The organism is Nocardia brasiliensis NBRC 14402 (genome assembly GCF_000308475.2).
GTDB lineage: Bacteria > Actinomycetota > Actinomycetes > Mycobacteriales > Mycobacteriaceae > Nocardia > Nocardia brasiliensis.
Genome location: NZ_BAFT02000009.1, coordinates 22,275 through 34,683, shown reverse-complemented (window position 1 = coordinate 34,683; position 12,409 = coordinate 22,275). Strand labels below are relative to the sequence as shown.

Sequence of the window (12,409 nt, the reverse complement as noted above, 5' to 3'; positions counted from 1 at the left end):
AGCAGGACAACGATATTCGCCGGGTCGGCCCGATGGGAGCGCTCGGCGTCGTACCCCGAGGACGGCCTGGAAGGCGAGCCCGGCTTGTCACCGTTGGTCACCGCGGCCCGGCGGATGTACGTCGCCGACGTGAACCTGCGTCCGCCCCGGATCGATCCGATCCACTGGCGGCTGTCGGTCACCGGCAAGGTCGCGCATCCGCTGCGCCTGTCGCTGGCCGAATTGGCCGAGGACGCAGTGGAATTCGACGCCGTCATGGTGTGCGTGCACAACCGTCCCGGCGAGGGACGGGCGGCCAACGGGCGCTGGTTCGGCGTTCCGCTGGCCGATCTGCTGAAGCACGCGATCCCGGAGACCGGCGCGACCAGACTGGTCACCAAAGCGGTGGACGGCTACACGATCTCGCTGCCGGTCGAGCCGCTGCGTTCCGGCGAATGGCCGGGCTATGTGGTGATCGGCATGAACGGCGAACCGCTCACACCCGCACACGGTTTCCCCGCCCGCGTCTTCGTGCCGGGTCTGTACGGCCAGTACACCGGCGCGAAATGGCTGGGGGAGCTGGAGCTCGCCGACGACAGCCACGTCGACTACTGGTGGAAGCGGGGCTGGCCCGCCGGACCGCTGTGGGTACCCCCGCAGGCCCGCATCGACGTCACCGCGCCGGGCCGGACGGCCGCCGGTACCACCACCGTCGCGGGTGTCGCCTGGGCCCCGCCGCAAGGGGTGTCAGGCGTGGAAGTCCGTGTTGGTCAAGGTGATTGGTTCCCCGCCGAACTCGGCACCGAACTCGCCCCGGCCGCATGGCGGCGCTGGCGCACCACCGTCGACCTGCCGCCGGGCGAACACGTCGTGCAGGCCCGCGCCATCGGCCGTGCCGGTGACGTGCAGGAGGGCAAGCATCGGGCGCCGTTCCCGACGGGCCCGTCGGGCTTCCACACGGTCACCGTCCAGGTCTGACCGAGATCAGGGGGAACTGGTGGCGGGCGGCTCTCGGGCGATGACGCCACCAGTTCCTCCTGGGCACGGTCACTTCGCGACGATCGGCTCCTGGAGCTCGGTCACCCAGCCGCTTTGGTCCTCGGTGTAGACCAGGGTGACTTCGCGGCTGGGACCGGTGGTGCGATAACCGTTTTCGTCGATCCAGCGGCCGAGCGCCTGCCACGGCTCCAGCACCTCGTTCATACTGCCCTTGTGGACCACCGTGGCCGCCTGTTCGATGGCTGGTAGATCGACGATCTCGAAGTCGTAGGCCGCGTCGGCTTCGACATCGACCGGCATGGCGGCGTGCGCGAGCACCGAACCGTCTTCGCGCTGTTCGTAATACGCGATGCCGCACCCGATGATCGGCACGCCCGCCACCTCCAGCCTGCGGCAGATGTCCTCGAACAGCGGCCCGATCACCGGGCCGATCGAGCCGGGCTCGAAATCGCCTGCGGTATCGGACAGTACGGCCACCCGAACGGCGGGCAGGGGTTTGACGATCACATCATGGACGGGCATGGCGCCCTCCTTCTCGATGATGCGGAGCCTCGATTCGACTTGGGCGAGCCGGGCGCTGTCGCTCGCGATGCGCTGCTCCAGCTCGCCGCGGCGCAGCGTGAGCATGCCGCGCAGTTCCGCGGCCGTGACCTTGTCGTCCAGGATCCGGCCGACCTGGTCCAGCGTGAAGCCGAGATCCTTGAGCGCGACAACGCGATTCAGCCGGGCCAGCTGGCCGCCCGAGTAGTAGCGGTAGCCGCTGGACGCGTCGACGCGATCCGGGCGCAGCAGTCCGATGGCGTCGTAGTGGCGCAGCATGCGCACCGACACCCGGCCGTGTCTGGCGAAGTCTCCGATGGTGAACATAACGACTCCCGGTCTATGGCCTCACACGGTGTCAGGGTCAAGCGGCGACCGGCATCCGATCAGAATCGGCCACCGCGGCTGATGCGCCGCGACCCGGACGAGCCGCCGTAGGAGCCCGCGCCCCAGCCGCCAGATCCGGAACGGCGGCCGCCGCTCGCGGCGCCGCGCAGCAGTCCGTCGATCAGGATGCCGCCGAGTACCGCGCCCGCCTGCGCGGTGCCCGACGGCGGTTGGCTCGCCTCCCAGGTCCGCACGCTGGCCTGCGCCGCCTGCAGCGCGCGTCCGCCGAGTTCGGCGGCGGCCTGGGCGTTGGACAGGGCCTGTGCCGGATCGGTGGAACTCAACTGTTGTGCCGCCGAGAGATTGCGCTGCGCCTCCGACAGCCGGGTGCGCGCCTCGGCGTCGATCCCGCCGCGCCGGGTGGTGAGGTAGTCGGCCGCCGCGCGCACCCGGGCGCCCGCGTCGGTGAGCGCGCGGTCGAGCCGGCGCCGTAGATCCTCGGCGGCGAGCTTGCGGTCGGTGGCCGCGGCGATGGCACGATCCAGGTCGGTGTCGGCGGCCACGGCGTCGTGGAAGGCGTCCAGCGGGTCGGCCTCCGTAGCCGCCGCGGCCTTGGTCAGCGCGGTTTGTGCCGCAGCGGTCGCAGCGGCCAGTTCCGGGCCGCCGTACTCGGAAAGCTCGGTGGCGGAGGCGATATCGCGGCGCAGTTCGTCCAGCACGGCGGGCAGTCCGTCGCGGGCCTGCTGGATATCGGTGGCGGCGTTCTCGACGGCGTCGAGCAGCGTGCGGGCCTGCCCGACCGCCGCCTCGGCCGCGCGGATCGCGGCCACTGCGCCGCCCTGTTTGCCCACGGGCTGGGTGAGGGCGCTGCGGCCCGCGTCGATGTTCTGCTCCGCGAACGTGATTCGTTCGCCCGCCATGGTCACGTTGTCGTGGATCGGGGCCAGCACGCTCGCCGGATGTGCCGCCGTGAGCCTGGACATCTCCGCCTCGGCGGTGGGGACGCGGCTCTTCAGTTCGACCAGATCCCTGGTGAGACCGGCCAATCGGTCGGCGGCGTTGATCAGCAGGTTGCGCATCGCGTCGAATTCGGCCACCTGGGCGTCGAGTTCGCGATCGGCGCGGCCCACCGTGCCGATCAGGTCGATCAGCAGGGTGCGCTGCTCGTCCGGGGTCTCCGGAATATCGTCGTCCAGTCGCTGCCGGATCGAGAAGGCCTTGGCGGCGGCGGTTTTCGCGTGGTCGAGCGCGGTGGTGAAGGGGAGGGTGGCGGTGGCGCCGAACTCGCCGGTGGCCAGTTCCAGCTCCTCGCCGCTGGTCCGGATCGCATTGTCGATCTCGACGAGGGCCTCGCGTGAGCGCGCGTCCAACGCCTCGACCGGCAAGGCCGCCAGCGCGGTGGTGTTGTCCGGATCGATCTGCCGGGCCGCCGCGAGTTCGGCCCGCGCTCGTGTGCGAGTTCGCTTGCGGGAGTAGAGCACCACCCCCACGATGACGAGCACCAGCACGCCGCCGAGAAGCAACAGCACCCGAATGTCGGTGCCGCCGCGCATCGCCGAGTTCAGGCCGTCCGCGGTGGTAATGGCGGCGTCGGCCCATCGGCCGTCGCGCAGCGCGGGTTCCACCTCCCGGGTGAGCAGGCTGTCCAGCTCGGCGTCGCTGATACCGCTCGGCGCGTCGCCTTCCAGTCGGTAGGCGCGATCCTGGGTCGCGATCGCGAGCAACAGATCGCGCGTGCCGAGATCGGATTTCGCCGCGGTCTGGTCGGCCCACTGCTGTGACCCGAGACCATCGAAATCGCGTACATAGACCACCCACAACCGCACCTGGTGGTCCGCGTACAGCTGGTTCACCGCCGAGCGCACCTGATCGAGCTGATCCTGGTCGAGGGCTTTCGCCGGATCGACCACGTAGGTGTCCAAGCGGGCCGGCGGTTCCGCGTGCGCCAGGGGCGCACCGGCCATGGTGACGGCGAGACAGGCCGCCGCCGCGGCGGTCCAGCGGACGACACGACTCGGTAGCGACATGCGACGAATCTAGCGCGCGGCAGGGCGGGGCGGTGGGCGCCGCCGCGAGTGGTCGCGGTCGGTGCCGGGTGGCTAGCATCGGAAACGTGATCACCATCGATCGCCCGTACACCGGCCATGTTTCGGCGGATTCGAATCCGCAGCAGCGCGATGTCGCGGGCGCGCGCATAGTCAAGATGTCCGTCGGCGGCATGGACAACAATTGCTACCTGGTGCAATGCACGGGTACCGGTGCCACGCTGCTCATCGACGCCGCGAACGAACCGGCGCGCATCGAAGCTCTCGTCGATCATGTGGCGCCCGGTCAGATCGCTCTGATCGTCACCACCCATCAGCATCCGGACCACTGGTTCGCGCTGAAGGAGACGACCGCCGCGACGGGCGCGCCAACCGCGGCCCACCCGCTCGACGCCGATCCGTTGCCGGTGCGTCCGGATCGGCTGCTGGCCGACGGCGAGCACATCGGCGTCGGCAACCTCTCGTTCGAGGTGATCCATCTCAGCGGCCACACGCCCGGCTCGGTCGCCCTGGCGTTCACCGACGGTGACGGTCTCGTGCACCTGTTCACCGGCGACTCGCTGTTCCCCGGCGGCGTCGGCCGCACCACCGACCCGGCCGCCTTCGACTCGCTCTACCAGGACGTGACGACCAAGATCTTCGCCCGCTACCCCGACGACACCGTCGTCTACCCCGGCCACGGCGACGACACCACACTCGGCACCGAGCGTCCCCATCTCGGTGAATGGCGCGAACGCGGCTGGTAGCGCGGGCCGGTAGCCTCACCCCCGTCGCGCCGGGCCGAACAACCCGCGCGCGAGACACCTACTGGCAGACTTGGGGAGTGGATTTGCCATCGATGCGCCCTCGGGCCGGTGCGGCGCCCGACCCTGCCCAGGCCACGGCGCCCGCGCGCGGTTTCGCCGCCGGGCTGCTGCGCTGGACGCGCCGGCTGGTCGTCGGCTCGGTGCTGATGGGGTTGGTGCTGGTCGGCGGCACCGCCTTCCGGGTCTGGCAGGTCGCGCGGATCGACGACTACACCCAGGCCGACGCCATTGTCGTGCTCGGCGCCGCGCAGTACTCCGGCACGCCGTCCTCGGTGTTCGAGGCGCGACTCGACCAGGCCTACAAGCTGTTCCGGCTCGGCGTGGCGCCGCGGGTGATCACCGTCGGCGGCAAGCAGGAGGGCGACCTCTATACCGAGGCGGCGTCCGGCAAGAACTATCTGCAATCGCGCGGGATCCCGAGCGACCGGATCCTCGCGGTGGAAACCGGCTCGGACACGCTGCGCAGCGTAGAGGCGGTCGCCACCGCCATGCAGGCCCGCGATATGTCCGCCGCCGTGCTGGTCAGCGATCCGTGGCATTCGCTGCGCACCCGCACCATGGCCCGCGACGAGGGCCTCGACGCGTGGACCGCGCCGACCCGAACCGGGCCCGCCGTCTACACCCGCGAGTCGCAGGCCCACGGAATCGCCAGGGAGACAGGCGCTCTGCTCTGGTATCAGCTCACCCATTTCGCGGCGGACTTCCGATATACGGCCGGACAGTGAGCGAGAACCGAAGGTGCGGCAGGGCTTCGGGTCCGAAAGCACCGTGCGTGAGCGAGGTGGAGTAGTGCAGAACTACAGCGAGCCGGACTACGAACGCTTGGTCGTCGAGCGGCCGAAGACCGCGGGCCTCGGCGCGCCGGGCAGCGAATTCGAGGTCGGGCACCGCACCGAATTCGCCCGCGACCGGGCCCGGGTGCTGCATTCGGCGGCGCTGCGCCGACTCGCCGACAAGACGCAGGTGATGGGTCCCCGCGACGGGGACACCCCGCGCACCCGGCTCACCCATTCGCTCGAGGTGGCCCAGATCGGCCGCAGCATCGGCGAGGGCCTCGGCTGCGATCCCGATCTGGTGGACCTGGCCGGATTGGCGCACGACATCGGTCACCCGCCGTACGGGCACAACGGCGAGAAGGCGCTCGACCATTTCGCCGACGCGCACGGCGGTTTCGAAGGCAACGCGCAGAACCTGCGGATCCTCACCCGCCTCGAGCCCAAGGTGCTCGACCCCGCCGGGGTGAGCGCGGGCCTGAATCTCACCCGGGCCTCGCTCGACGCGGCACTCAAGTATCCCTGGGGCAGAACCGGTCCCGGCACCAAGTTCGGCGCCTACGACATCGATGCCGAACGGCTCGCCTGGATTCGCAAGGGCGCACCCGAGCGTCGCCGCAGCCTCGAATGCCAGATCATGGACTGGGCCGACGATGTCGCGTACTCGGTGCACGACGTCGAGGACGGTGTCATCGCGGGACGTATCGATCTGCGGGCGCTGGCCGACCCGTGGGAGCAGGAGGCGCTGGCCAGTCTGGGCAGGCACAAGCACTACTCGCTGTCCGCCGAAGAACTCGTCGCCGCGGCGCAGCGCCTCTCCGAACTGCCGGTCGTCGCCGCGGTTTCCGCCTACGACGGCACCCTCGCCAGCTCGGTCGCGCTGAAACGGCTCACCAGCGAACTCGTCGGCCGGTTCGCCACCGCCGCGATCACCGCGACGCGCGAGACCGCGGGCACCGGACCCCTGTTGCGGTACGGCGCAGATCTCGAGGTGCCGCTCATCGCGGCCGCCGAAGTCGCGGTGCTCAAGACCGTGGCGCTGCACTACGTCATGTCCGATCGGGATCACAAACTGCGCCAGGCCGGGCAGCGTGACCAGATCCAAGCGGTCGCCACCCGGCTGCTCGCGACCGCGCCGAACGGACTCGACCCCCTGCTGCTGCCGTGGTGGCACGCCGCCGCCGACGACACCGCGCGGGTGCGCGTCATCGTCGATCAGATCGCGTCCTACACCGAGAGCAGGCTCGAACGGGTGGCCGCGCTGCTCGGCGTCTGAGCGTGTGAACAGCCACAGGTGAAGAACGCGGGCCGCGCCGGGTACGCTCACTGCCGTGGCCGGACGACTCCCAGATCGCGATATCGCGGCGATACGTGACCGTGTCCGGATCGAAGACATCGTGGGCGAGTACGTCGCGTTGAAACGCGCCGGCGCCGACTCCATGAAGGGGTTGTGTCCCTTCCACGACGAGAAGTCGCCGTCGTTCCATGTCCGGCCGAACCACGGGCTGTTCCACTGCTTCGGTTGCGGCGAGGGCGGCGACGTCTTCGCGTTCCTGCAGAAGATGGAACACGTCGGCTTCGTCGAGGCGGTCGAGCAGCTGGCCGATCGGATCGGCTACCAGATCAACTACGAGGGCGGCGGCACCTCGGTGCAGCGCGACCGCGGCACCCGCTCCCGCCTGGTCGCGGCCAACGCCGCCGCGCACGAGTACTACATGGCGCAGCTGCGCGAGCCGGAGGCCGAGACGGCGCGAAAGTTTCTCACCGACCGCAATTTCGATGCCGCCGCCGCGCAGCAGTTCGGCTGCGGCTACGCCCCCGCGGGCTGGGACACGCTGACAAAGCATCTGCTGCGCAAGGGTTTCGAGTTCAAGGAGCTGGAGGCGGCCGGGCTGTCCCGGCAGGGCCAGCGCGGCCCGATCGACCGATTCCATCGCAGGCTGCTCTGGCCGATCCGCAATCTGGGCGGCGACGTCATCGGATTCGGCGCGCGCAAGCTGTTCGACGACGACACCATGCCGGGCAAGTACATCAACACCCCGGAAACCATCCTGTACAAGAAGTCTCAGGTGCTGTTCGGCCTCGACCTGGCCAAGCGCGATATCGCCAAGGGACACCAGGCCGTGGTCGTCGAGGGCTACACCGATGTGATGGCCATGCACCTGGCCGGGGTGAAAACCGCCGTCGCGTCCTGCGGCACCGCCTTCGGTGACGAGCATCTCGCACTGCTGCGCAGGCTGCTGCTGGACGACAACTTCTGGCGCGGCGAGATCATCTACACCTTCGACGGTGACGCGGCGGGCCAAGCGGCGGCGCTGAAAGCCTTTGCGGGCGACCAGAAGCTGGCCGGCCAGACCTACATCGCGGTCGCGCCCGACGGGCAGGACCCGTGCGAGCTGCGCCAGCACTCCGGCGACGGCGCGGTGCGCGACCTGGTGGCCCGCCGAACCCCGTTGTACGAGTTCGTCGTTCGCGGCCTGCTCGCCGACCACAATCTGGACACCGCCGAAGGACAGGTCGAGGCGCTGCGCCGGGCTATCCCGGTGGTCGCCCAGATCAAGGACAACGCGCTGCGCAAGGCCTACGCGACGAAGCTGGCCGGCTGGGTCGGCTGGGACGATATCCAGACCGTCGTGCGCCGGGTCGGCGACGAAGCCAAGCGGAATCGAATGGGCGGTGCCCGCCCCACCAACGGCGCCCGGCAGCCCGCCGCGCCCGCCCCGCAGCCCGAGGTGGTCGCCGAACATCCTGCGGCACGGCCGAAGCCGAACGATCCGACCCTGCTGCCGCAGCGTCAGGTGCTGGCGGCGGCGCTGCAGTACCCGGCCATGGCCGGATCGTCGTTCGACGCGCTGGAAACCCACGCGTTCACCCACCCCGCCTACGCGGCGATCCGCCAGTTGATCGCCGAGGCGGGCGGCACCGCGGCCGGGCTCGGCGGCGCGGAATGGCTCAACGCGGTCGCGGACCGCACCGACGACCTCACCATGCGCGCATTGCTCTCCGAGCTGGCCAGCGAGCCGCTGCCGGTGAAGAACGCGGCCGGTATCCCGCGGTTCGTCGCCGGCGTGCTGGCGCGCACCCAGGAGGCGTGGGTCGGGCGCCAGATCGCCGAGCTGAAGTCGAAGCTGCAGCGGGTGTCGTCCACCGAGCAGCCCGACGCGTACATGGCCCTGTTCGGTGACCTCGTCGCCTTGGAGCAGTACCGCAAGAGCCTGCTCACCCAGGCGATGGGCAACCACGACGATTTCGCCACCGGCGCCTAGGGGGTCGGTGGCGCGCGGTCAGCGGCGCAGCTGATCTTGCGGGACGAGCACGGTGGTGCGTTCGTCCAGCGGCTCCATCGGTTCCAGCTTCGGGCGGGTGCTCAGCTTGTCCGACAGGCGCTGCCTGCCCACCAGCACGAGCTTGCGGGTCACCGGGCTCTCGGTCAGCGCCCGGGTCGCCGCGCTGATCTGCTCGTAGCGAGCTCGCCCGGCCTTGCTGCCGAGTACATACCCGGCTGCCACGCCGATGATCAACCGCAGCATCTCGATGTGCTCCTCCCAGTTGCCTGTTCGCCGCTCTATCCTGCCCGACGCCCGACAGACCTGTCGATCCGGATAGGCGCGGCTGTGTGGAGCCCGGCTGACTTGATCGGTGAACCGAAGCGTGGCAAAACCGTTCTTGCACCGCCTCGCCATCGAATGGGGAAGACACACACCATGTTTCGCGCAGGCGTTGGCCCCGCGGCAGAACTGCGACCGGCGACTGGATTCGGGCACACGGCGGATCCGCTCTCGGTCATCGTCGGGCGATGACCCGGTTCGAGGCGAACCAGTGTCAGGCGGCGAGCTCTTCTCGCTTGGCCCGATGCTCGTCGCACAGGTAGTAACGGCTGCTGCGGCGGATATGCGCCGGATCCAGTCGTTGCGCGAAGGTGAGGTTCTCTCGGCGCCAGCAATCGCCGCAGGCGAATTCGCTCATGTCGGCCTCCTCGTTCCGTTGCTCAGCGGGTCGCTGAGGAGTTCCCGCTCAGTGCCGCGCTCAGCCCTGTAGTTCTCATAGTCTCCCCTGATGGTGGCCATACTGTTACCGCTTGTTACCGGTAGATGCGGCATTCGGCGGATTTCATCAATCTCTCATCGGCCCCGGGCACCGTGGCCCGCATGCTGCATGAGACCGCTTCGCAGGGGCACCTCGCGCGTGACGTCGCGCTCGCCTCGTCCTCGCTGACCCTGGGCGCGCTGCTCCTCGCCCGCCGCTGGCTACCCGAACTCATCGCCCAGCCGGTGCAGAGTTTCCTGCCGTGGCTGCTGGCTCCCACGCTCCTCGTGGCGGCCGTAGCGCTCGCAACCGGGTCCCGGGTAGGCCTGCTGACCGTTGTGCTGCCCATCGCGACATGGGCCGTGCTTTTCGTACCCCAGCTGGTCGCCGGCCCCGGCAGCGAAACCGGCACCGGCGAATTCCGCGTCGCCACACAGAATCTCGGCACCGGCGGCCCGGCCCCCGCACTCGCCGACGTACCCGTCGTCGCGGTCCAGGAACTCACCGACCGCAACCGGCCCGCCGTCACAACAACTTTGGACCCCGCCCACCCCTACGCCGTTACCGTGGGCACCGTCGGCCTGTGGAGCCGCTACCCGCTCACCGACATCCAGCGCCTCGACCTCGGCCAAGGCTGGGCCCGCGCCCTCCGCACCCGAATGCACACGCCCACAGGCGATGTCACCGTCTACGCCGTCCACCTCGGCAGCGTCCGCTTCGGCGACACCGACTCCCGCAACCGCACCCTGCGCACCCTCAGCGACCTCGTCCACCAAGACCCCGCCGAGCGCCTCCTGATCCTCGGCGACCTCAACACCGCCTCCACCGACCCCCACCTGAGCACCCTCACCGACACCCTGCACGACGCCCGCAGCGGCTTCGGCTTCACCTGGCCGTCCCCCTTCCCCCTCACCCGCCCCGACCACATCCTCACCCGAGGCTTCACCACCCGCGCCGCCACCGTCCTCCCACCCACCGCCGGCGACCACCGAGCCGCCACCGCCACCTTGACCCCCACCCAATCCCCACAACACAGCAGGTAGCGGCGCGATTTGGGCCCCCGCCCGCCCATACGCTAAAGTTTCTCCTCGGCCCGCCCAGCAAGGCGAGCCAGGGATAGTCCCCTATAGCTCAATTGGCAGAGCAGCCGACTGTTAATCGGCAGGTTTCTGGTTCGAGTCCAGATGGGGGAGCACAATCCGGCCCCTGACCAGCGTTTTAATGTACCTGGTCAGGGGCCGAGTTCGTCTCCAGAAAGTCGGAACCGGTCCTTCCGGGCCGCGAACGTCCTCACCATGACCGAGTTGCTGAGCTGCGGTTCGCGGGGCGGGATGCTCGGCGATGAGTGCCGCGACCGTCTTGGGTGTGACCCAGTTGATCGGAGCTGAAGCAGGTTCAGCGTTTTGGTTGCCGCTCGCCGACCTGTCTCCGGACGCGCTATCTGTACCGGCGGGATCGGTTTGTTTTATAGGCTCCGGTGTTGGTTCCCGTCGTTGTGTACGGGGGTGGTGTCGGAAAGTTGCGAGACAACCCGGTTGACTCGGCACCCGCCGGGTCGCCTGGTTGCTTGTGCTGCAAAGGAAATCATGGCGTCGGTTTGGTTCGTCGAGTGGAGATTGTGGAGGCGGTCGTGGCGAATGTATTGCTGGTGCACGGCGCGTGGAGTGACGGGTCGCTCTGGCAGGAAGTGATCGCGGCCCTAGACGACCAGGGGCATCAGGTGCGGGCAGTCCAGCTGCCGCTGACTTCCCTCATCGATGACATCGCCTGGACCCGGCGGGAGATCTCGGAGTTCGACGGGCCGGTGACACTGGTCGGGCATTCTTATGGCGGCATGGTGATCTCAGGGGCCGCCGAGCACAGCGAGCAGGTTGACGCGCTGGTGTTCGTCGCGGCCTACGCTCCGGGCCAAGACGAGACGGTCGCGTCGCTCAGTGATCGCGGTGCGAAAATGCCTGGCGGTGAGGCGATCCGGTTCGCCGAGGACGGATGGTCGACCATCGATTCGGGCATGTTCGCCGAGGTGCTCGCCGCCGACGTTCCAGCCGCGAAGGGCAGGGTATTGGCCGCAACGCAGAAGCCGACCCACGGCGCGTGCTTCGCTCAGCCCGCAGGACCAAGCGCGTGGCGCAACCTGCCGTGCGCATACGTGCTGTCGTTGGACGATCAAATCCTCGACCCCGGATTGCAACGATGGTTCGCCGAACGCACGAACGCCACCCTCACCGAATTGCGCTCCAGCCATCTGTCCCCGGTCGCACGCCCCGAAAAGGTGGCCGCCGCTATCAGCAAAGCGCTCAACACCTGAAGGGGCCGTGACGGCGGAGCCGGCGGCACGCGTCAACAATCGGCAGAAACCCGAGCGCCGTCTGCCGCCGCCTGTCGCCCGCGGTTGACTACCCGCATCGTGCGCCCCCGGTCAAGCAGCATCGGACGGTCCTAGGCATCGCGGTCGGGACCCGTTCAGCTGGGCCTATCCGTCGATCCTGCGTCACTGTCCGGTGCTGGGGTCGATATCCCAGGCGGCTGTGGTCATGCCCCGATCCGTCTGCCGTATTCGCGGTTCGATGGGCTGTGTACCTGCGGGCTAGACGCGCACAGCGCGGTAGCGGTACCCATCCTGTTCGGCCGACTCGCACTCGAATTCCACCTGCTGACCTTCATCGAGGTCTCTGGGTTCGAACTTCAGCGCGGTGAACGACACCCAGCAGCCACCCGGGACGGTGGGGAATCAATGACACCCCAGCCCTCCGCGCCGTGCCACTGCCGCACAGTTCCCCGATCACTCATCGGCACGACCCTGTGCGGTCGTTGGTGCAGGCCGTGTACTGGTTCGGGTTCGCGCCAGACGCCACCCGCACTGCGAGAGCGCCCACGTGGTCAGGGTTGCGAGCACGACCCCGACCGTAGTCGG

11 protein-coding genes and 1 tRNA gene are annotated in these 12,409 nt (G+C 69.1%); 8 read left to right on the top strand and 4 right to left on the bottom strand.

Annotated features, from left to right (window positions below; genetic code table 11):
- The coding region (locus TY25_RS01650) for a molybdopterin-dependent oxidoreductase (RefSeq protein ID WP_156055028.1) at positions 1–957 on the top strand (957 nt) is incomplete at its 5' end.
- Positions 958–1,026: 69 nt separating this feature from the next.
- Here TY25_RS01650 and TY25_RS01645 read toward each other — a convergent pair.
- Entirely contained in the window at positions 1,027–1,845 is an 819-nt protein-coding gene (locus TY25_RS01645; protein WP_042253537.1) for a MerR family transcriptional regulator, read from the bottom strand.
- Between the two features lie 59 nt (positions 1,846–1,904).
- Entirely contained in the window at positions 1,905–3,872 is a 1,968-nt protein-coding gene (locus tag TY25_RS01640; protein WP_042253536.1) for a TPM domain-containing protein, read from the bottom strand.
- Positions 3,873–3,958: 86 nt separating this feature from the next.
- Between TY25_RS01640 and TY25_RS01635 the strand changes: the two genes are divergently transcribed.
- The 4 genes from TY25_RS01635 to dnaG all read left to right on the top strand — a co-directional run bounded on the left by TY25_RS01635 (position 3,959) and on the right by dnaG (position 8,735).
- Positions 3,959–4,636, top strand: a complete 678-nt coding sequence (locus tag TY25_RS01635; protein WP_042253534.1) for an MBL fold metallo-hydrolase — start codon at positions 3,959–3,961, stop codon at positions 4,634–4,636.
- Between the two features lie 92 nt (positions 4,637–4,728).
- A complete protein-coding gene (locus tag TY25_RS01630) occupies positions 4,729–5,421 on the top strand; it encodes a YdcF family protein (protein WP_042253533.1) in 693 nt (230 codons plus the stop codon).
- A 64-nt stretch (positions 5,422–5,485) separates the two neighbouring features.
- Positions 5,486–6,745: a deoxyguanosinetriphosphate triphosphohydrolase gene (locus tag TY25_RS01625; protein WP_052382735.1), complete on the top strand. Its 1,260-nt coding sequence runs from the start codon at positions 5,486–5,488 to the stop codon at positions 6,743–6,745.
- A 55-nt stretch (positions 6,746–6,800) separates the two neighbouring features.
- Complete coding sequence (gene dnaG / locus TY25_RS01620; RefSeq protein ID WP_042253531.1) at positions 6,801–8,735, top strand: DNA primase; 1,935 nt, start codon at positions 6,801–6,803, stop codon at positions 8,733–8,735.
- A gap of 18 nt (positions 8,736–8,753) precedes the next feature.
- Here the strand turns inward: dnaG and TY25_RS01615 are convergent, their stop codons facing one another.
- Positions 8,754–8,999, bottom strand: coding sequence for a hypothetical protein (locus TY25_RS01615; protein ID WP_014982787.1), 246 nt, complete (start codon positions 8,997–8,999; stop codon positions 8,754–8,756).
- Positions 9,000–9,291: 292 nt separating this feature from the next.
- Positions 9,292–9,435: a hypothetical protein gene (locus TY25_RS42340; protein WP_156055026.1), complete on the bottom strand. Its 144-nt coding sequence runs from the start codon at positions 9,433–9,435 to the stop codon at positions 9,292–9,294.
- 182 nt (positions 9,436–9,617) lie between these two features.
- On the opposite strand from TY25_RS42340, the gene TY25_RS01610 reads away from it, so the two are divergent.
- The 3 genes from TY25_RS01610 (at position 9,618) to TY25_RS01600 (ending at position 11,803) form a co-directional block, all read left to right on the top strand.
- Positions 9,618–10,538 carry an endonuclease/exonuclease/phosphatase family protein gene (locus tag TY25_RS01610; protein ID WP_146154050.1) on the top strand — a complete coding sequence of 307 codons (921 nt, stop codon included), beginning with the start codon at positions 9,618–9,620 and terminating at the stop codon, positions 10,536–10,538.
- Between the two features lie 77 nt (positions 10,539–10,615).
- Positions 10,616–10,688: transfer RNA gene (locus TY25_RS01605), tRNA-Asn, on the top strand.
- 437 nt (positions 10,689–11,125) lie between these two features.
- Positions 11,126–11,803, top strand: coding sequence for an alpha/beta fold hydrolase (locus tag TY25_RS01600; RefSeq protein WP_201773619.1), 678 nt, complete (start codon positions 11,126–11,128; stop codon positions 11,801–11,803).
- Positions 11,804–12,409 lie beyond the last annotated feature (606 nt).

Coding starts and splice junctions, on each gene's coding strand:
- TY25_RS01610 (WP_146154050.1), top strand. CDS start 9,618: ATGCTGCATGAGACCGCTTCGCAGGGGCACCTCGCGCGTGACGTCGCG.
- TY25_RS01630 (WP_042253533.1), top strand. CDS start 4,729: ATGCGCCCTCGGGCCGGTGCGGCGCCCGACCCTGCCCAGGCCACGGCG.
- TY25_RS01640 (WP_042253536.1), bottom strand. CDS start 3,872: ATGTCGCTACCGAGTCGTGTCGTCCGCTGGACCGCCGCGGCGGCGGCC.
- TY25_RS01645 (WP_042253537.1), bottom strand. CDS start 1,845: ATGTTCACCATCGGAGACTTCGCCAGACACGGCCGGGTGTCGGTGCGC.
- TY25_RS01615 (WP_014982787.1), bottom strand. CDS start 8,999: ATGCTGCGGTTGATCATCGGCGTGGCAGCCGGGTATGTACTCGGCAGC.
- TY25_RS42340 (WP_156055026.1), bottom strand. CDS start 9,435: ATGAGCGAATTCGCCTGCGGCGATTGCTGGCGCCGAGAGAACCTCACC.